Genomic DNA, 18876 nt, shown 5'->3' with positions numbered 1-18876 from the left:
GACGAGCAGAACTGCTAAAGCAGCGATCTTTCAGCAACCGATCATAGTCGGATCGGCCAACCGTGCCCAATAACGAATGGGCCGAGGGAGAATCCCTCGGCCCATCGGCGGTGTTCTACGGACGGCTCAGCCGATCGGGCCCAACACGCGCTCGATGTACGCGTTGGTGAAGCGGCCCTTCGGGTCGAAACGCTTGCGGACCTCGGCGAACTTATCCCAGTCCGGGTAGCGCTCGGCCAGGGTCTCGGCGGTCTGGAAGTGCCGCTTGCCCCAGTGCGGGCGGCCGTTGTAGCGGTCGAAAACCCGCTCGCAGGCGCGGAAATAGGGCTCGTAATTCATGCCCTGGTACTGGTGCACGGCGATGTAGCAGGTGTCGCGGCCACCGGCGGGGGAGAGGAAGGCGTCATCGGGGGCGACCCAGCGCACCTCGATCGGCATGGCGGTGTCGAAATGCCTGGCAATGTCCTTGATCTCGCGGATCGCATCGATCGAATGCTCGCGCGGGATGGCGTATTCCATCTCGGTGAAGCGGAACAGGCGGGGGCTGGCGAACACTCGGTAACTGCGCTCCACCTGGCGGCGGTAGCTGCCCGCGTAGGCGGCGGCGCGCTGCACGGTCGGGATGGCGCTCGGGTAACGCCGGGTGAGACGGCACAGCGCGTCGAAGGTGTAGTTGGTCATGAGGATGTCGGAGAACCAGTCCACGGCCTTGCCGCGCGGCTGCTCCGGCAGGTCCACGGTGTTATTGCGCTTGGTCATGGCCAGCGGGCTGTGCGCGAACATGTAGAACTCGAAGTGCTCGTTGCCATCCACGTGGGCGTCGAGGTCGGCCAGGACCTCTTCCACGGGCAGTGGCCGTTCGATTCCCTCGAGCACGAACGACGGCACCATTTGCAGTGTGACCGCCGTGACCACGCCCAGCGCGCCGATATTCACGCGCGCGGCGCGCCAGCCGTCCGGATCGGTCTGCTCATTGAGCTCGACCCGGCTGCCGTCGGCCAGCATGAGTTCCACCGATTGCAGTGCGGCGGAGAGGTTCTGCAGCTTCGCGCCGGTGCCGTGGGTTCCGGTGGCGGTCGCGCCCGCGACCGATTGCACGTCGATATCGCCGAGATTGGGGAAGGCCAGGCCCATCGGGTGCAGCGCATTGCTGGCGGCATTCAGCGTGATGCCCGCTTCGACGCGGGCCAGCCCGCTCTCGCGGTCCACCGAGAGGATGCGGTCGAGCTTGTTCAACCGCATCAGGGTGCCGTCGGTCAGCACGGTCTCGGTGAAGGAGTGCCCCGATCCGGCGACGCGCACGGTGTTCCCGGCCACCTCGGCCTGTGCGAGCACGGCGGCGACTTCCTCGGGCGTGCCCGGTTCGACGATGGACGCCGGAGTACAGCTCTGATCTCCGGCCCAATTCGCCCAAGAGTTGGTCATGCGACCAACATTAAACCGGGAGTGTGAGACGCGCTACCGTTTCCGGCACGCGTACATGGCCTCCTTGGCGCGATCCACCTCGTCTTCGGTCAAGGCGGGTTGCGTGAGCGGCATGCGAGCCACGCCGTCGCCGCGCACGCCATTGAGAATGACGGTCATATAGCGCCGCCAGACATCGGGATTCACCGGCCGGGCGAAACCGGCGACCGCGTCCACCATGTTCACCATGGCGAAGAAGTCACCCGCCTCGATATCCGTGTGCAAGGCCCCGACGTCCTTGGCGCGATTGATGACGGCCTGCATGCCGGGCCGGATCCGATCCCGCATACAGACGAAACGCTCCATGCTGTCGTGCATTTCGAGCACGACCTCGCCGAAGCCGCGGTTACCCGCCATGTGCTTGCAGGAGTACTCGAACAGATCCACCAGGCCCTGCCAGGGGTCCGAGTGGTGCAGCGCGGTGTCGACCGCCTGGGCCAGTTCGGTGACCATCTGGTCGAAGACCTCGAGGATGAGCTCCTGCTTATTGGCGAACCGGCGGTAAACGGTGCCGACGCCGACTCCGGCCCGCTCGGCCACATCGTCGAGCGTGACCTCCAGGCCACGGTCGGCGAACAGCTCGCGGGCGGCCGCGATGATGCGCTGTTGATTGCGGGCGGCGTCCGCGCGCAGACGCCGAGGTGGGGGCGCGGTGGTGACGTGATTCACACGCTGATCCTAACAGCAATCGGGATTATCCGGAGGACTTCTCTCCGTTTAGATGATAGCTTAAGTCGATGCGGAGGCCGCTTCTCCGCTAATCCTAGGGGACGAGGAAAACACCATGACCACAGCACTAGAGAAAGACGTGGCCGCCCCGGTCGACAACGGCCGCCGCGGCTCGCATGCCATGCGCTGGTGGGTACTCGCCGTACTCGGCGTCGCCCAGTTGATGGTTGTGCTCGATGCGACCGTCGTGAACATCGCTCTACCTGAGGCTCAGCTGGATCTCGGCTTCTCCAATTCGGACCGGCAGTGGGTCGTCACCGGTTACGCCCTCGCCTTCGGCAGCCTGCTGCTGCTCGGCGGACGCCTCTCCGATCTGTTCGGCCGCCGCACCACCTTCATTGCGGGCCTGGTCGGATTCGCCCTTGCTTCTGCCGTCGGCGGTGCCGCGGCCAACTTCGAGGTGCTCGTTGGTGCGCGTGTCGCGCAGGGCGTGTTCGGCGCGCTGCTCGCGCCCGCCGCGCTGTCGCTGCTGACCGTCACCTTCACCGAACCCTCCGAGCGGGCCAAGGCCTTTGGCATCTTCGGCGCGATCGCCGGTGCCGGTGGCGCACTCGGCCTGTTGCTCGGCGGCGCGCTCACCGAGTGGGCGTCCTGGCGCTGGGTCATGTACGTGAACCTGGTCTTCGCGGCCGTCGCACTGGTCGGCGCGATCCTGTTGCTGGCCAAGCACACCGCCACCGAGCGACCCAAACTGGACTTCCCCGGCACCATCACGGTGACCGCGGCCCTGTTCTCCATCGTCTACGGCTTCTCCAAGGCCGAATCCGACGGCTGGACCAAGCCGGCCACCCTGGGCTTCCTGATCGGCGGCGCGGTGCTGCTGGCGCTGTTCGTGGCGCTGGAGGCGCGGGTGCGCAATCCGCTGCTGCCGCTGCGCGTGGTGCTCGACCGCACCCGCGGCGCGTCCTACACCGCTGTATTCCTCACTGCCATCGGCATGTTCGCCATGTTCCTGTTCCTGACCTACTACATGCAGCAGCAGCTGGGATACTCGCCGATCATCACCGGTGTGGCCTTCCTGCCCATGGTGGCCGGCATGGTTGCATCGTCCACCACGGTGCCGTCGCTGCTGGTGCCCAAGGTGGGTCCGAAGGTCACCCTCGTCGTCGGATTCCTGCTCGCCACACTGGGTATGGCGCTGCTGACCCGGATCGGCGTGGACACCGCCTACGCCACCCACATCCTGCCCAGCCTCATCCTGATGGGTGTCGGCCTCGGTACCGCCATGTCCACCGCGTTCATCGGCGCGACCTCCGGCGTGCACCACACCGACGCGGGCGTGGCCTCGGCCATGGTGAACACCAGCCAGCAGGTCGGCGGTTCCATCGGCACCGCGCTGCTGAGCACCCTCGCTGCCACCTCGTTCAGTAACTATGTGTCCGACCATGTTCCGCCGACCAAGCTGACCATGGCCGAGGCGGCCGTGCACAGCTACACCACCGCCTTCGGGTGGGCGGCCGGGATCTTCCTGGTCGGCGCGGTGCTCACCGGCCTGATCATGCCGAACAAGGTTCCGGAGCCCTCGGAGGGCGAGCCCGTTCTCGCACACTGAGATTCGGGTTCCCGGGACAACGACGTCCCCGATAACGACTCGGCCCCGCTCACGAATGTGAGTGGGGCCGAGTCGTTTCGAGCTGTTCGAGTCGTCAGCGGCAGTTCGACGGCGGGGCCAGGCCCGCGAAGCGGTCGCCGAGGTAGCTGAAGGCACTGATCGAGCCGGGGAAGATGGCGGTGGCGTGATCCGCTCCGCCGATGATGTCGAACTGGACCGGGGTTCCGGCGGCACAGTAGCGACCGGCGGTGGCGAGGGTCAGATCGAGGGGGACCTGATCATTGGCGCCGTGCCACATGTAGAGCGGGGCGTGGATGAGTTCGGGGGCGATCTCCAGCGCATTCTCATGGAATGTGGCGATCAGGACCGGATCGTTCTCGATGCTGGTGTGGAACATCTCGCTGATGCGATGGTTCGCTCCGGCCGAAATGATGTCGTCCACACAGGAATTGGCGATTCGATCGCGCAGGGCGAAGCCCGCCGGGGTCAGTGCCTCGTCGAGGGGCAGCTGCGCGGGGTATTCGCGTTGCAGGCCGACGCCGACCGCGAAGCCGAGTCCGAACAGCGCCTGCGGGGTGTCACCGGCCTGGATGGCGATCTTGCCGGGGTTCACCGGAGTTCCGCCCAATGCCACGCCGACGATGGGGAGTTCCGGCGCGTAGGACGGGGCCAGCGCGCCCGCGAATCCGGTGGACATCGCGCCGCCCGAGTATCCGGCCAAACCGACTGGACCGTCGGCTAGTCCGGCGGGCGCGAAACGCTTCACCGCGCGAATGCTGTCAAGGGTGATCTGGCCGCCTAGTCGGGCCGCTCCGTACGCACTGGTCGGTCCTAGATGGTCGGGCACGGAAATCGCCCAGCCGCGCGCCAGCAGCAGCGGCAGCGCCTGGGCTTCCTTCATGCTGCCGTCGAACAGGCTGTGCGACGGAGCGCATTGCATGCCCAGCGAATTCACGAACGGCTGATACGACAGCAGCGGCTTCGGGCCGGGCCCGGGGGAGATGAGCGTGGTGACGGCCGCGATCGGCCCGCCCTGGGAATCGGTGGAGCGGAACAGCAACTGCCACACCGTCGCACCGCCGAACGGATGCGCGGGGATCAGACGGGAGTTCAGCACGTCGCCGGGGGCGGCAGCGCCGAGATTTCCTCCCGCATAGTAGAACCCGTCCCGGTCGGCGGCCGGGTAGATCGCGCCCGCGTGAGCGACGGGTGCGGTGGCGACCGCGGCGACGATTACTGCGGCTGTCCCGGCGCTCCGGACCAGCATCCTTCTGATCGATTGGCGGACCGCCAACTTGGGCTCCTCGAGGCCGATGGGACAACACCGGGCAAGCCGCACTATCCTCGCAGTTCCCGGGTGTAGTTCAGGCTCAGCAACACGCCGAACGGCAACGATTGAGCAAACTAGAGAGGAGGCGTGTCGTGAGTCGTATCGATCGAAGCTCCGATGCGCCTGTTCTCGCCGTCATCGCCCTGGGCGGCGCGATCGGCGCGGTCGCGCGCTACGGCATTTCACTTTGGGTGCCGCACAATGGCTCGATCCCGTGGCAGACCTTGACCGTCAATGTGATCGGCTGCTTCGCCATCGGCGTGCTGATGGTCGGCATCACCGAGATCCGGTCGCCACATCGACTGCTGCGGCCCTTCGTCGGAGTCGGCGTACTCGGCGGCTTCACCACCTTCTCCACCTACGCCGTAGAAGTTCGTACACTGCTCGAATCGGGCCAAAACATTTCAGTTGGGTTCGGCTATCTCGGGGGGTCTGTGGTGGCGTCGCTGGTCGCGGTCGTGCTGGGGGTAGGCGTGACGCGGTGGGTATCGGGAGCGGCACGAGGAATGGGGGCAGACGATGAGTGAAACGAATCGGCACTGGGCACCGGCGTCGCGGCTGACGGTACTGCTCGGCGAGAACGACCTGTGGCGGCACAAGCCCCGCTACCACGAGATCGTGCGCCGCGCCCGCGACACCGGACTGGCGGGCGCGAGCGTGTGGCGCGGCGTCGAGGGCTATGGAGTGTCCTCGCAGATCCACACCACCCGGCTGCTCGACCTGGCCGAGCGGCTGCCGGTGCTGGTCATGATCATCGATGACACCGCGCGACTGCGGGAATTCGTGGAATCCAATGCGGATCTTTTCGATTCGGTCACGGTGGCGCTCTCACCCGTAGAAGTGTGGGATGGGGTGCGGCGGTGACGGCGGCCCTGGTGATGCTCGGCGCGGTCGTCGGCGCACCGACCCGCTATCTGGTGGATCGCGCGGTGGGCCGTCGATTCGATACGGTGTTCCCACTGGGCACACTGATGGTGAACGTGACCGGTTCGGCGCTACTGGGCGCTTTGATCGGTGCGGGAGCAAACCATTGGCTGCTCGCCACCGTGGGAACCGGGTTCTGCGGTGCGCTGACCACGTTCAGTACGTTTGGATACGAAACGGTTCGATTGGCCGAGGAGGGCGCTTACAGCTATGCGGTGGCGAACGTCGTGATCGGCGTTGCGGCGAGCCTGGCCGCGGCCTATGCCGGCGCCGGCCTCGGGCAGTGGGTGTGGCCATGATCCTGATGACCAGCCGGGCCCAGGCGATACGGAAGGGAGGCACGAGCATGGCGCACGATCGTGCCGGGCGACCGGCACGGGCCACGGACCTCGAGGACATCGCGCACCTGGTGACGGCCTACTACAGCCAGATCCCGGATCCCTCGGATCCCGCGCAGCTGGTGACATTCGGGACCTCCGGGCATCGCGGGTCCAGCCTCGACAATGCCTTCAATGAATCCCATATCCTCGCGATCACCCAGGCGATCGTGGAATACCGTGCGACCCGCGGCATTACCGGGCCGGTGTACTTGGCGCGCGATACGCACGCGCTGTCCGAGCCCGCCTGGACGACCGCGCTCGAGGTGCTGGCCGCCAATGACGTCACCGCGATCATCGACTCGCGCGACAGGTACACGCCCACACCGGCTTTGAGTCATGCCGTGCTGCGCCACAATCGCGGCGGCACCCGGCATCAGGCCGACGGCATCGTGGTCACACCCTCGCACAATCCGCCGCGCGACGGCGGCTTCAAATACAACCCGCCGCACGGCGGGCCCGCCGACACCATCGCCACCGACGCGATCGCCGCGCGCGCCAATGAGCTGCTGCGCAATGGCCTCTCGGAGGTGAAGCGCACCAGCCTCTCGCATGCCCTGGCCACCAAGGTCGAACGCTACGACTATCTGGATCGCTACATCTCGGACCTACCCAACGTGCTGAACCTGGATGCCATTCGCGGCGCCGGGATTCGGCTGGGCGCGGACCCCATGGGCGGGGCCAGCGTGGACTACTGGGAGGAGATCGGGCAGCGGTACGACCTCGAACTCGAGGTGGTCAATCCGTTCGTCGATCCCACTTGGCGGTTCATGACGCTGGACAGCGACGGCAAGATCCGGATGGATCCGTCCTCGCGGTATGCCATGGCTTCGCTGGTCGCCATTCGCGACGACTACGACATCTCCACCGGCAATGACGCGGACGCGGACCGGCACGGCATCGTCACTCCCGATGCGGGACTGATGAATCCGAACCACTTCCTGGCCGTGGCGATCGAGCATCTGATCGCCAATCGGATGGGGTGGGACGCGCTCACCAAGATCGGGAAGACGGTGGTCACGTCCTCCATGATCGATCGCGTCGTGGGCGTGCTCGGGCGCGACGTGTACGAGGTGCCGGTCGGGTTCAAATGGTTCGTGCCCGGATTGTTCAGCGGCAGCCTGGCATTCGGCGGCGAGGAATCCGCCGGAGCCTCCTTCCTGCGCATGGACGGAACCGTCTGGACCACCGACAAGGACGGCATTGTGCTCGCCCTGCTGGCCGCGGAGATCACCGCCGTCACCGGGCAGAGCCCGTCCACCCGCTACACCGAACTGGAAAAGCGCTACGGCAGCCCCGCCTACAACCGGGTCGACGCCAATGCCACCCCGGAACAGAAAGCGCGGCTGGCGGCGTTGACGCCGGACATGATTACCGCGAAAGAGATCGCCGGTGAGGCGATCACCGGCATCCAGACCCGCGCACGCGGCAATGGCGCGGCGCTCGGCGGCGTGAAGGTGACCACCGAGAACGCCTGGTTCGCCGCACGGCCGTCCGGGACCGAGGACAAGTACAAGATCTACGCGGAATCGTTCGAAGGCCCCGAGCACCTCGCCCAGGTGCAGGCGGCCGCGGAGGAAATGGTGGGACGGGCCCTATCCGGTGAGTGACAGATCGAAAGCCCTGCCGGTCGAGATCTGGGTCCTGGTGGGGTCCGCTTTCACCATTGCCATCGGATTCGGGCTCGTCGCCCCCGCACTTCCCCAATTCGCCCGCAGCTTCGGAGTGGGCGTTGCCGCAGCCTCTTTCTTGATCAGTGCGTTCGCCTTGATGCGCCTGGTGTTCGCGCCCATGAGCGGGCGGCTCATGCAGAAGCTGGGGGAGCGGCCGGTCTATCTGACCGGACTGATCATCGTCGCGGTTTCCACCGGCGCGTGCGCGTTCGCCCAGACCTACTGGCAGCTGCTGATATTGCGCTCGCTCGGTGGTATCGGGTCGACCATGTTCACGGTGTCCTCGCTGGCACTGGTGATTCGCATGTCGCCGCCTACCGAACGCGGCCGGGTCTCCGGCGTCTACTCGACCAGCTTCCTGATCGGCTCCATCATGGGGCCGCTGGTCGGCGGTGCGCTGTCGTTTCTGGGCCTGCGTGCGCCGTTCATCATCTATTGCATCGCCCTGCTGATCGCCAGCCTGATCGTCTATGTGGCACTGAAGGATTCACCGCTGGCGGTCCCCGAATCAGCCAATGGACTGCCGGTCATGACCTTCCGGCAGGGCCTGGCCCGTCCCGAATACCGGGCGGCGCTATGGTCCAACTTCGGTAACGGCGCAGCCGTATTCGGCGTGCGGATGGCGCTGGTTCCGCTGATCGTGGTCGAGGTGCTGCATAAGGACGCGGCCCTCGCGGGTGTCGCTCTGACCGTATTCGCCGCCGGTAATGCCTCGGTCCTGTTCCTGTCCGGCCGTTGGTCGGACACGCTGGGCCGCAAGCCCTTCCTCATCGCGGGCACACTGATCTGCGCCTTCGGAACCGCCGGTCTGGGTTTGGCCTCCAACCTTCCCTGGCTGCTCGTGGCCTCCTGCATCGCGGGCATCGGCTCCGGCATGTTCTCACCCGCCCTGCAAGCCTCGGTAGCCGATATCGTCGGACCCCGCACTCGCGGCGGCCCGGTGCTCGCGGGTTACCAGATGTCCGCGGACCTCGGAACATTCCTCGGCCCGTACCTGATCGGCACGCTCGCCGACCAGGTCTCCTACGGCGTCGCCCTGGGTGTCACCGGTGTCCTCCTGGCCTCCGCCTCGGCGGCTTGGATGGTGGTTCCCGAAACCCTGCGCCGCAAGGAACCAGCCGTCGTGACCAGCTCCTAGCGGCGGTCGTCACACCCGCGAGGTGAAGCTGCCGTGGAATCCGGGGAAGAAATGGCGGTCGACGCGGGCGACGGCGATCGGCGGCTTCTCCGGGTTGGCGGCATCGAGAATCACCAGGGCGCTGCGGTCTTCGGCGGCCAAGTAGGCGACGGTGAGCAGCCAGCCATCGTCTTCGGCGGCGGTGGCGGAGCGCGGCACGAACATGGGTTCGCCGACCACGTCGCCGACGTCGAAGGCGTGTTCGTGGTGTGCGCCGGTTTCGATATCGATCTTCACGATGCGGGGGGTCATCGATCGATCGGCGGAGACGGTGGCGTGGTAGCCGTACCGGTACGGCCGCGACGTGCGCCGCCAATCGTGTTGCGGCAGTTCGGTGCGCATCTCAGTGAAGTCCTCGACGGTCACTCGATCGCCGGTGGTGACCCGCAGGCGGGACGCGAACCCGCCGATGGCGAAGTTCGGATTGCGGAAATCCCGTACCGGGTCGAAGAATTCGCGGTAGTCGTCATAGCGGGTCAGGTCGACGACGATATCGCCGCGATCCTCGAAGGCATTGTTGATGTGCACGTAGACCAGTGGCGGGCAGTCGATTTCGCGATGCTTGCCGCCCCCGCGGGGCACGATCACAATCTTGGTGCCGACGTCGGCGCGGTAGGAGGTGGCGAGCTCGGCGGTGCGGTGGCCCAGCATGGCCTGGATGGGGTCGGCGATGATCGGGGCGAGGACGAAGACGTAGTAGTGCTCGGTGAGCGCGAAATCGTGCTGGATGTAAGCGTGGTCCAGGGGCACCGTGGCATCCACGTGCATGCGGCCCGAGGGGTCCACGCGATAGCACTTGAGGCCGATCGGGAGCTTCGCGGCGATCCGGGGCGCGAAGTCGAGACCGAAGTTGAACATCTCGCCACTGATCGGATCCAGATGCGGGTGCGGGGAGAAGCGCGAGACGGGTGACAGTTTGCCGTCGAAGGTGCACACGCCCCGGGTGCTGAGGTCGTCCAGATCGAGCTCCCACGGACGGCCCGCATCGGAGAGGGCGAGCAGGCGTTCGGCGTGCACGACGGCATGGGTGTTGGCGCTGTCGGCGGGGAAGCGGCCGAGATTGCCGAGCAGGCCGCCACTGCGCTGGTTGCCGATGCCGCGGACGCCCGCGCCCTTACCTGCCTCCTCTGCGGCGAATTTTGGGGTTCGCACGTACTGGCTGCGGAAACGCACGGTGCCACCGTCGATGACGAATTTCGAGACCAGTCCGTCACCGTCGAAGGCGTGCTGGGCGATGAATCCGCCCGCTTCCCATCGGCCCGGACCATTTCGGTAGAGGGTGCCGCGCAGCTCTGCGGGGATGGTTCCGGTGATATCGGCGAGTACTTCCGCGCCGGCCTCGAGGGCCGGGCGAAGGACCGGATGTGTGCCGGTCGACAGGTCCAACGACGTTGTTGGGGACATGGGCCTCTCCCATCTGGAAACGAACGTATCTTCTAGATACGCGCGTGTTCAGAATGTTGCCGCAGGAGGTGTTTGTCAAGATGGTTCCCGTGACGATCGAACGCCCGTACGCGGGCAAGCTGGCGGACGAGCGCAAGCAGACCCGGCGCGCGGCGCTACTGGCGGCGGGGCTGGAGCTGCTCGGCACCGAGGGCGTCCAGGCCACCTCGGTGCGCGCGGTGTGCCGCCAATCCGGGCTGTCGTCGCGATACTTCTACGAAAGCTTCACCGATCTGGACGAATTGCTCGTCGCGGTGTTCGACGACGTCATGGAGGGCGGCTTCGTCCGCGCCCTGGAACAGATTCCGAACCTCGACGGCGACCTCCGCGCGATCATCGCCGCGGTCTGTTCCGCCTTCGGCGAGACCCTCCAAGACCCCCGGGCCATCCGGATACTTCTCGTCGAAGCCTGGGGAAGCGAAGCCCTGCAACGGCGGCGCGTGGAAACCCTGCACGCCGGTGCGGCCGCCCTGGCCGCCGTCGTCCGGCAGGACGCCGACCCCGCCCCCGCCGACGGCGTGGTCGAAATCGCCGCCTTCGCCATTATGGGAGGCCTGCTCGAAACCACCCTGGCCTGGGTTGACGGCGCATTACCGCTCCCGCTCGAGCGAGTCTTCGAACAGTTCATCGACCTGTCCGTCGCCACCATGCGGCAGGCGCTCGCACCCGCACCGCAGGCCTGAAATACGCGGCGCGACAACCATTCCTCCGGCATCCCGGACCCGAACGGGCGCTGAGTCCGGGGTTCGGGCAGAGTGGTGCGCGTGAGCAAACCGACTTCGAAGCACACACCGCAGCCGGTCTCGAGCAAAACCACCTATGCGCTCGGCGCGGTGGCTGTCGCGGTGTTGTTGCTGATCGTGTTCGCCGTCTACCAGTGGAATCGAGGTGGCAGCGACGAGGTCCGCAATGACGGCTACGGTTCGTCGCACGACCCCGCCGTGAGCGTGGCACTCGACTCCGACGGCGCCATCGTGATCGGCAAGCCGAACGTCGCCAAAACCATTGACGTGTACGAGGACCCGCTGTGCCCGGCCTGCGGCCTGATGGAGAAGACCTACGGCCAGGAAATCGCCCAACAGGTCGACCAGGGCAAGCTCACCGTGCGCTACCGCATGGTCAATTTCCTGGACCGCAGCTCCGGCAGCAAGGACTACTCCACCCGCGCCATCGCCGCCAATGAATGCGTAGCCCAAGCAGGCGACGGCCCGGCCTACTCGAAGTTCCACGCCCTGCTGTTCACCACAAAACAGCCCAGCGAGGGCGGCTCCGACCACGACAACAAGGAACTGGCAGCCATCGCCAAGGAGTCCGGCGCCTCCGACGACGCAGTCACCTGCATCACCAAGGCCGACCGCCTCGACCCGGCCCGCAACCACGCCGAAGCAGCCCTGAAATCACTCGGCGACCGCGCAGCCACCCCCACCGTCTTGATCGACGGCAAAAAGGTCGACGTCTTCAAAGACACCGACTGGGTCCTCAACGCATCCAAATAGTCCCGCCCTCAGGACTCGAAAGCAGCCCGGCGCAGGCGACCCGTGTAGTCGCCTGCCCGCCCCAAAGCATCATCCGCCGCATCGATCTCGATAAGCGCTTCATCGAAAACCTCTACAGCTCCGGCAATGCAATACCCCGGCGTCAACAGCGCCCCCACCCCCTCGGTATCCAACAGCAGCCCAGACTCGGGCAGCCCCCGATAAGCCGCAGCCAGCTCCCCCAGCTCATCCCGAAGCCCTTGCACCCGTTCCCGAAGCATCCGCCTCCGCTCCTCGAGCAGCGCGGGATCGCTGGTCATCGCCGCTTCCGAACCTGAATTCCTATCTGCCATCCCCCAAGCATCCGGCACCAAACCCTGCACGGCTCGGCCTTCGGCCATCGCAATCACTAACCGCACCGGTCAAAACCAGCGTCTCGGCCGCTCGTGCCCGAAGCGCACGGCAGTACGGATATAGCGTGGTTGCTTCGCCTGCCGTACCCGACGTTGGCTCCCCAGCCCGGAGCCGTCCTCTCTCGTTCCAGCCTGGCTGGATGGCTGTGGTCCCGTTCCGGGACCAACCACCAAAGACAAAACACGAAAAGACAAGAGATTCAAGACAAAAGACAAGGACGCCTGGACAAGAAGGGACAAAACAAGAGACACAAGACAAGAACAAACCCCAACGAGCAGCCGTGAAGCCTCCGATGGCCCCGCCGCTGCGCGTCTTAGGGGTAGAACACGTTCAGGAGGGACATGAGGCTGGGGTAACCGGACAAAACCCCGGCTCATGTCCCCTCTCGATGAACAGGCCACCCCGCCACGCCGCAACACACCGACACCCGCCCCGGCCCGCCCCGGCCCGTGCGGGTGCATGCCCGGTTTGCCGGATTCCCTTGCCGGGCAAGCCCTCGAGGGGCTCCCCGCCGACCTTCCCAGCGTGTCGCCACCGGGGAGGCACCTCCGATCGCGCATCCCCGGGGGTGGAACACGTTCAGTGGGACATGAGGCTGGTCGATCCGGACAAAACCCCGGCTCATGTCCCACTCGGCGAACCAGCGGCCCCGACACGCGTGTGGCGCGGCTCGACACGCCGGGCAGTGGGGTGAGGGAGCTGTGGTGGTGGGGACACGCCGGAATTCCCGCCACCAGAGCTCCCTCACCACCCGCTAGCCGCAGCTCGACGCCCGCCACCCGCAGCTCGACGCCCGCTAGCCGCAGCTCGACGCCCGCCAGTCGCAGCTTGACGACCGCCATCCGCAACGCGACGCACCCGCCGGGCCCCTTCGAGAATGAGCCGGTGGAGTCCAAGCGCAGCGGGCCCGGGATGCGAAGCCGAGCCACTCAGGGATGCGAAGCGCGACTCAGGGATGCGAAGCGCAGCGAGGTTCGGGATGCGAAGCGCAGGGAGGTCCGGGACGCGCAGCGCAGCGAGCCAGGGAGAGACCTCCACGGTCCGGGGCGTCTCGAGTTCTTTGAGTTTTGTCTCTTCTTGTCCGGGCGTCTTTGTCTTTTGGTCTTTCAGGTCTTGTTCTTTGGGGTTGGTCCCGGAACGGGACCACAGCCTTTCAGCCAGGCTGGGACGAGAGGGGACGGCTCCGGGCTGGGGAGCCAAAGTCGGGTACGGCAGGCGAGGCGACCACGCTATATCCGTACTGCCGTGCGCTTTGGGCACGAGCTATCCGAGTCGTGTTTCTGACCGGTGCGGTTAATGAAAGCGATGGCCGAAGGCCGAGCCGTCAGAGTGGGGGCACAAATGGCCGAGTGTTCACTGGTGCAGGGGAATTCGGACATTTCCCTGCACCAGTGAACACTCGTTGGTCGAGCATGCAATGGCTGAGGTAAATCCCCAGGAAGCCCCTCCATCAGTGCATGCTCGCGGGTGGATTCGGCGGCTGGGGTGGGGTGCGGCCCGTCGGGGGTGCCGGGGTGAGCCGCACCCCGGGCAAGGAGCCGCACTGGGGGTGCGGCTCCGTGGATTGGGGTGCGGCTCAGCGGGTTGCGGGGCGGGGGTCTGGGATGTCGTTTTCTGGGGTGGCGCGGGACAGCTGGGGGTGGATCAGGATGTGGTTGTCCAGGGGGTAGGCGAGGTCGGCTGGGTGGGGGTGGCCTAGGAGGGGGAGTTCATCTTGGGGTGAGGCCGGGCGGAGAGTGTGGGGCTGATGGGGGCGGGGGCGGGTCGGGGCATCGATGTCTGTGTGGGGGAAGAGGTATCGGGCGCCTTCGCGGATGGTTTCGTGGGGTTCGCCGGTGAGATCTATCCAGCGGAGGCGGTCGGTGTCGGCCAGGTAGACGCGCCAAGGGTGTTTTCCGCTGTCGGCCAGGACTTTCAGGCGGTGGTGGTGGCTGCACAGGACTGCTCGGGACGGCATCATCTGTGGGGCCGAGTATCCGGCGTCGGGGGGATTGAATTGGGTGACAACGGTTTCGGCTGCGGGCATGGTGCAGCCGGGAAACCTGCATAGGCCGTCGACGGCGCGTACCTCTCGGGGTGGCGCGGCTGAAAACGGCCGGACCCTGGTGACTTTCGAGTGCGCCGCGCCCCCGATGGGAGTTGCCGCGGCCGCGGATCCAGGACTCGGCGCATCAGTGGCTCCGGGCTCGCGCACCCGTCGATCCCGTTCGATGCCTCCGGGCTCGCGATCCCGTTTGGCGCCTCCGGCTGTGGTGTCCGGTTGGGCGGGTTCGGAATCCGTCGAATCCGGAGGTGCGGGATGTGCGGCGTTCGGGGCCGCGGTCTCCTCGGATCGGGCGGGCTCGGGAGTTGTGAAGTATTCCGGGATCACCTGGAAGCGGGCGTGTTCGGCGATGGTGCGGGCCAAGGCCGGGTCTATCGGGCCGTAGCCGGAGAGGAAGGCTGGGTCGTCTCGGAGGCCGAGGAGGGTTTCGGCGGAGATGCCTACCTGGATGAGGGGGCGGCGGGGGTTTGCGGGGACGGCGGCCTTGGGGCAGTTGGTGCCGTGGGTGCAGGTGCAGTGGAGGCGGGCGGAGCCGTCGGCCAGGGCGATCAGGGCGTCGGCTCGGCGTTGGGGCATGGTGCGCGGGTCGTCGTCGCAGACCTGGAGGCTCATTTCGCGTAGGCGCATGGCCAGGGTTTGAGCGCCTGCCGCGGGGAGGAGGCCGTCGAAGACCGCCATGCCGTCTTGGACCGCGCGGATGCGGACGTCGCGGTCGTTCTCGCGTTCCTCGCGGCGGCGCTGTTCGCCATTCGGGTCCAGGCGGGTCACCCAGCGCTGGGCGGTTTGGCGGAGCCGGGCCGGATCGGAGCGCTGGGCCGCGTCAATGAGCTTGGGCTCCAGCGTTTCTCGTAGTTCGCGAGTCAGACCGCGCATGCTGTCCGCGATGATCTGGACGCGGGACAGGTCGATGCGTCCGGCGGCGAAGGCCAGGCGGGTTTGCGGTAGTGAGTCGAGCGCTAGTCCTATATCTATAAGGGCCGCCGCCACCGCCTCGGAGACGTGCACCGCGACCGCGATCTCCGCCGCCGCGAACTCGCCGGCCCGCACGCCGCCCGGGCCGGGCGCGGCATTGCTCGCCCGATGCCTTCGATACACCTCCCGAATGGCTGTGACTTCCGCCGCTTGTGCGAACGCCGCCGCCCCGTGTGCCCGTCGCAGCGCGTCGATCAGCTCCTCGTCGCCCATCGCCTCCACCTCTCGGCTGTCGAACATATGTTCGAGCGTACGCCTTGAAGATCGCCTTCGCTACCTTCTGTCCAGGCGATTTGGTTTGTAAGAGGCGTGTCGTGTAACTTCGTTCAGGCAAGCGGGGCACGCCCCGGGAGCAAAACTGAACACGGGGCTATGGCGCAGCTGGTAGCGCACCTCACTGGCAGTGAGGGGGTCAGGGGTTCGAATCCCCTTAGCTCCACTTAATCGAAGCCGCAGGTCATTGACCTGCGGCTTCGATTCGTTTTACCCGATGCCGATGGCGGGCAGTTCCCGGATCCGCCCATGTCCGCAGTGATATGCCGAACGATGTTGGTGTTCACCGCGATCGGGAGGACAACGGTGACATTGACGCCGTGCGCGGCGGCCCCGTCACCCACGTCGAGCCCCAGTGCGTCGGCTTTCCCCGGCCCGGTGGCATTCAATTCCGTCGCGACCCGCTGGGCTCCCGCTTCGTCGATGTCGGTGATGAGGACGAAATATCCCTTCTCCACCAATGCGACCGCGTATCCCATGCCGATTCCGGATGCGGCTCCGGTGACTATGGCTGTCTTCAGTGCACACTCCTCAGCAGCCCGCTAATTGCCTCAGACAGTGAGCGGGCTGTGGGTGGGATTGCACGGGTGAACTCTCACCGTTGCGGCGCGTACGCCTCCAAGTACCGGATCAGGGCGAGGCGGCCCTCGGCGACGATGGCCGGATCACCTTCCGGCGCACGCCGATAGGCGATTTCGAAGACGCGGTCCGCGATTTCAATGGCGATTTCCGTGACGAGCGGCGCGGTGTCGGGGCGGATGAGGTTATTGCGGATGAGCACGGCGTGGATCGGCGGCACCATGAGGCCGCGATGGCCGGGGATATCCACACCCAGTTCTTTGGCGTGCGCGTAGTAGAGGACGACCAGGTCGGGGTGGGCATGGTAGAAGCCGCGGTGGCGGACCAGGATTTGGTCGACGGCGGATTCGATGGTGTCGGCGTGGACGTCCTCGAACATGCGGGGGAGTTCGCTGTCGAGTTGATCCATGATGCGGACGATCAACTCGTGCAGGACCGCTTCCCGATTGGGGAAGAACTGGTAGAGCGTCGCGACGGGGACATCGGCCTCGGCCGCGATGGCCCGGGTGGTGGCGGCCGCAATACCGCCCTCGGTCACGAGTTTCATTGCGGCGCTCAGGATTCGCTCGACGCGTTCGCGGCTGCGAGCCTGGGTCGGCTCACGTCGTCGGTGGGGTTGCGGTGTCGGCATCGGGGCTCATCCTGCCATGCCGAATCATTGAACATGAATCATGTTCATGTTACGTTCCGTAACAGCACCGCCCGTCAATGGCGACGGGCGGCGCGTTCTTGATCGTCGAGGATCGGTGAAGCGAAGAAGATGAAAAGGGCTCGCTGCCCGGCCTGGCTCACGCTGGCGCTGGCCTGGCTGATGTTCCCGAGTGCGACGGCCGCGGCCACGGAACTGCCGGTGCCCTATGGCAATGGCGAGATGATCCGGGTCGCGCTCAGCGATTGGGATGGACCGGTCGCGGGCGCGGACGACTACTCTTGCAAGCCGAGTACCGAGCATCCGGAACCGGTCGTGCTGATCGCCTCGACTTTCCTGTCCGCCGCCGTGAATTGGACCGCGCTCGCGCCGTATCTGCACAATCGGGGCTACTGCGTATTCACCTTCGACTATGGCCGCAGGCTCTACAACGTGGGTCCGGGACTGGACGGTATGGATCCGGTTCCGATGTCCGCACAAGAGGTTTCGGCCGTTGTGGACAAGGTGCTCGCGGCCACCGGGGCGGCCAAGGTGGACCTGGTCGGTCACTCGCAAGGCGGTCTGGTCGGGCGCTACTACCTCAATGAGCTCGGCGGCCGCGACAAGGTGGATCAGATGGTCCTGCTGTCCTCGCCGTATGCGCTGACCGGGTTGCCCGTCGATGTCGCGGAGCTGGCACGCAAGGCGATTCCGAAGGATCTCTACGACGCCATCCTCTACAACGGCCGCGTCGTTCCCCTGGGCTTCAACCTCCTCGATCCGTGGTCGGTGGGTGCGGCAATGCCCCTGCAACCCGGCATCCGCTACTCCCAGATCACCGATAGCGCAGACGAAATGGGCCTTCTCGGCGGCATGCGACCGCCCGCCGGCGCGACCAATGCCACTACCGAGTACATCGACGCGGTGTGCCCCACCGACTTCTCGCAGCACTTCGCGCAGCCCTATTCGCCGACCGCCGTCGCCATGATCGGCAATGTGCTGGATCCGACGCATCCGGTCGCACTGCCCTGCACCGTCGTCCCGCTGTACTCGTTCGGTTAGGGGCGATCGCGGGCGTCCGGCCGGTGCCCATCGGAGGGGAGCACCGGGCGGACGCTCGTTCCATGTCATCCGGGTTCGGGGTGCAGTGCTCCCAGTACTCCGTGGGCCGGAACCCAACTGCCGCAGGCCCAGCCGTCGGCGGCCTGGCGGACGCTTTTCACCCAGGCGGAGCGCGCCACCGTGACCAGTCGGCCCGAGACCGGGTCGATCTGTACGGAACTGGGGGTGGCGAGCAGATAGCAGACGCCGGTTGCCAGGCCGGGGGAGGGTAGTCGGTTGCACACCTGCTCGGCCGCCAGATCCAGATCGGCGGCCACCACCACGCCCGCCGGGAGTGACTGCACCAGATCGGGATCCATCAGCATCACCGCTCGGACCATCCACTGTTGGGGTATGACGTCGCCACGCAGGGCCCGGGGATGCTCGGAATCGCTTGTTCCGAAACCATTTTCGGAGTCCGATCGCCGCACCCAGGGGGTGGCGGGCTCGTCGGGCAAGGGCTCGACCATCGTTGTCGGCATTTCCTCGCTCACCAAATACCCCCTGCGCTGGGTTCGTAACTCGAACGAACCGTCAGGGTCTGGAGCGGCATAAACCAGAAGTGTCGCTCGTTCTACTCCGGCGGCTCTACGGGCGCACGAAAATTATTGTAGCGGAACGTTTATCATGAAATCGCCGAATTCTTGCAGTCGGGTTGATTTCGTCGAACGAACGCGTGAATTTCCTTGTCCGAGTAAGTGGTAGTTGCATTTTGAATTTC

At 66.1% G+C, this 18876-nt stretch carries 18 protein-coding genes and 1 tRNA gene; 10 read left to right on the top strand and 9 right to left on the bottom strand.

Annotation, left to right across the window (positions count from 1 at the left end):
* Positions 1-126 precede the first annotated feature (126 nt).
* On the bottom strand, positions 127-1425 hold the full coding sequence (locus tag AB0N05_RS16185) for a D-arabinono-1,4-lactone oxidase (RefSeq protein ID WP_364693721.1): 1299 nt from the start codon (positions 1423-1425) through the stop codon (positions 127-129).
* 33 nt (positions 1426-1458) lie between these two features.
* Positions 1459-2133 (bottom strand): helix-turn-helix domain-containing protein, encoded by a 675-nt coding sequence (locus tag AB0N05_RS16180; RefSeq protein WP_364693718.1) that lies wholly within the window; start codon positions 2131-2133, stop codon positions 1459-1461.
* Positions 2134-2248: 115 nt separating this feature from the next.
* Here AB0N05_RS16180 and AB0N05_RS16175 point away from each other — a divergent pair, with 115 nt between their 5' ends.
* Positions 2249-3745, top strand: a complete 1497-nt coding sequence (locus tag AB0N05_RS16175) for an MFS transporter (protein ID WP_364693715.1) — start codon at positions 2249-2251, stop codon at positions 3743-3745.
* Positions 3746-3839: 94 nt separating this feature from the next.
* On the opposite strand, the gene AB0N05_RS16170 is transcribed toward AB0N05_RS16175, so the two are convergent.
* A complete protein-coding gene (locus AB0N05_RS16170; protein WP_364693712.1) occupies positions 3840-5012 on the bottom strand; it encodes a lipase family protein in 1173 nt (390 codons plus the stop codon).
* A gap of 155 nt (positions 5013-5167) precedes the next feature.
* On the opposite strand from AB0N05_RS16170, the gene crcB reads away from it, so the two are divergent.
* Genes crcB through AB0N05_RS16145 form a run of 5 tightly spaced genes read left to right on the top strand, consistent with a single transcriptional unit; the run spans position 5168 to position 9187 of the window.
* The gene (gene crcB, locus AB0N05_RS16165; RefSeq protein ID WP_364693709.1) at positions 5168-5602 is read left to right on the top strand and encodes a fluoride efflux transporter CrcB; all 435 of its coding nucleotides are present in this window, start codon (positions 5168-5170) and stop codon (positions 5600-5602) included.
* Positions 5595-5939 (top strand): DUF190 domain-containing protein, encoded by a 345-nt coding sequence (locus AB0N05_RS16160; RefSeq protein ID WP_364693706.1) that lies wholly within the window; start codon positions 5595-5597, stop codon positions 5937-5939. Before crcB ends, AB0N05_RS16160 begins: the two co-directional genes overlap by 8 nt.
* Positions 5936-6298, top strand: coding sequence for a CrcB family protein (locus AB0N05_RS16155; RefSeq protein ID WP_364693703.1), 363 nt, complete (start codon positions 5936-5938; stop codon positions 6296-6298). The genes AB0N05_RS16160 and AB0N05_RS16155 overlap by 4 nt, the downstream gene beginning before the upstream one ends.
* Positions 6299-6345: 47 nt before the next feature.
* Complete coding sequence (gene pgm, locus AB0N05_RS16150; protein ID WP_364693700.1) at positions 6346-7986, top strand: phosphoglucomutase (alpha-D-glucose-1,6-bisphosphate-dependent); 1641 nt, start codon at positions 6346-6348, stop codon at positions 7984-7986.
* A complete protein-coding gene (locus AB0N05_RS16145) occupies positions 7979-9187 on the top strand; it encodes an MFS transporter (RefSeq protein WP_364693697.1) in 1209 nt (402 codons plus the stop codon). Before pgm ends, AB0N05_RS16145 begins: the two co-directional genes overlap by 8 nt.
* A 9-nt stretch (positions 9188-9196) precedes the next feature.
* Here the strand turns inward: AB0N05_RS16145 and AB0N05_RS16140 are convergent, their stop codons facing one another.
* Complete coding sequence (locus tag AB0N05_RS16140) at positions 9197-10630, bottom strand: carotenoid oxygenase family protein (RefSeq protein WP_364693694.1); 1434 nt, start codon at positions 10628-10630, stop codon at positions 9197-9199.
* An 89-nt stretch (positions 10631-10719) separates the two neighbouring features.
* Between AB0N05_RS16140 and AB0N05_RS16135 the strand changes: the two genes are divergently transcribed.
* Both AB0N05_RS16135 and AB0N05_RS16130 read left to right on the top strand, forming a co-directional pair.
* Positions 10720-11352, top strand: a complete 633-nt coding sequence (locus tag AB0N05_RS16135) for a TetR family transcriptional regulator (RefSeq protein ID WP_364693691.1) — start codon at positions 10720-10722, stop codon at positions 11350-11352.
* Positions 11353-11433: 81 nt separating this feature from the next.
* Entirely contained in the window at positions 11434-12165 is a 732-nt protein-coding gene (locus AB0N05_RS16130; protein ID WP_364693688.1) for a thioredoxin domain-containing protein, read from the top strand.
* 8 nt (positions 12166-12173) lie between these two features.
* On the opposite strand, the gene AB0N05_RS16125 is transcribed toward AB0N05_RS16130, so the two are convergent.
* Positions 12174-12464, bottom strand: coding sequence for a hypothetical protein (locus tag AB0N05_RS16125; RefSeq protein ID WP_364693685.1), 291 nt, complete (start codon positions 12462-12464; stop codon positions 12174-12176).
* 1670 nt (positions 12465-14134) lie between these two features.
* The gene (locus AB0N05_RS16120) at positions 14135-15814 is read right to left on the bottom strand and encodes a DUF222 domain-containing protein (RefSeq protein ID WP_364693682.1); all 1680 of its coding nucleotides are present in this window, start codon (positions 15812-15814) and stop codon (positions 14135-14137) included.
* A gap of 126 nt (positions 15815-15940) precedes the next feature.
* Between AB0N05_RS16120 and AB0N05_RS16115 the strand changes: the two genes are divergently transcribed.
* Positions 15941-16013: transfer RNA gene (locus tag AB0N05_RS16115), tRNA-Ala, on the top strand.
* 1 nt (position 16014) lies between these two features.
* Here the strand turns inward: AB0N05_RS16115 and AB0N05_RS16110 are convergent.
* Together AB0N05_RS16110 and AB0N05_RS16105 are read right to left on the bottom strand one after the other, a co-directional pair.
* Positions 16015-16356 (bottom strand): SDR family NAD(P)-dependent oxidoreductase, encoded by a 342-nt coding sequence (locus AB0N05_RS16110; protein WP_364694619.1) that lies wholly within the window; start codon positions 16354-16356, stop codon positions 16015-16017.
* 86 nt (positions 16357-16442) lie between these two features.
* A complete protein-coding gene (locus tag AB0N05_RS16105) occupies positions 16443-17057 on the bottom strand; it encodes a TetR/AcrR family transcriptional regulator (protein WP_364693679.1) in 615 nt (204 codons plus the stop codon).
* A gap of 129 nt (positions 17058-17186) precedes the next feature.
* Here AB0N05_RS16105 and AB0N05_RS16100 point away from each other — a divergent pair, with 129 nt between their 5' ends.
* Positions 17187-18116 carry an alpha/beta fold hydrolase gene (locus tag AB0N05_RS16100; protein WP_364693676.1) on the top strand — a complete coding sequence of 310 codons (930 nt, stop codon included), beginning with the start codon at positions 17187-17189 and terminating at the stop codon, positions 18114-18116.
* Between the two features lie 65 nt (positions 18117-18181).
* Here the strand turns inward: AB0N05_RS16100 and AB0N05_RS16095 are convergent, their stop codons facing one another.
* The gene (locus tag AB0N05_RS16095; RefSeq protein WP_364693673.1) at positions 18182-18649 is read right to left on the bottom strand and encodes a hypothetical protein; all 468 of its coding nucleotides are present in this window, start codon (positions 18647-18649) and stop codon (positions 18182-18184) included.
* Positions 18650-18876: the final 227 nt, after the last annotated feature.

This window comes from Nocardia sp. NPDC051030, from assembly GCF_040683015.1.
Taxonomy (GTDB): Bacteria; Actinomycetota; Actinomycetes; order Mycobacteriales; family Mycobacteriaceae; genus Nocardia.
Note: the sequence above shows the minus strand (reverse complement) of the source record. Positions and strands in the feature narration are given on the sequence as shown.

Excerpts from the sequence above, each read along its gene's own strand:
- AB0N05_RS16185 (WP_364693721.1), bottom strand. The coding sequence starts at position 1,425 with ATGACCAACTCTTGGGCGAATTGGGCCGGAGATCAGAGCTGTACTCCG.
- AB0N05_RS16175 (WP_364693715.1), top strand. The coding sequence starts at position 2,249 with ATGACCACAGCACTAGAGAAAGACGTGGCCGCCCCGGTCGACAACGGC.
- AB0N05_RS16170 (WP_364693712.1), bottom strand. The coding sequence starts at position 5,012 with ATGCTGGTCCGGAGCGCCGGGACAGCCGCAGTAATCGTCGCCGCGGTC.
- AB0N05_RS16160 (WP_364693706.1), top strand. The coding sequence starts at position 5,595 with ATGAGTGAAACGAATCGGCACTGGGCACCGGCGTCGCGGCTGACGGTA.
- pgm (WP_364693700.1), top strand. The coding sequence starts at position 6,346 with ATGGCGCACGATCGTGCCGGGCGACCGGCACGGGCCACGGACCTCGAG.
- AB0N05_RS16140 (WP_364693694.1), bottom strand. The coding sequence starts at position 10,630 with ATGTCCCCAACAACGTCGTTGGACCTGTCGACCGGCACACATCCGGTC.
- AB0N05_RS16125 (WP_364693685.1), bottom strand. The coding sequence starts at position 12,464 with ATGACCAGCGATCCCGCGCTGCTCGAGGAGCGGAGGCGGATGCTTCGG.
- AB0N05_RS16120 (WP_364693682.1), bottom strand. The coding sequence starts at position 15,814 with ATGTTCGACAGCCGAGAGGTGGAGGCGATGGGCGACGAGGAGCTGATC.
- AB0N05_RS16105 (WP_364693679.1), bottom strand. The coding sequence starts at position 17,057 with ATGCCGACACCGCAACCCCACCGACGACGTGAGCCGACCCAGGCTCGC.
- AB0N05_RS16100 (WP_364693676.1), top strand. The coding sequence starts at position 17,187 with ATGAAAAGGGCTCGCTGCCCGGCCTGGCTCACGCTGGCGCTGGCCTGG.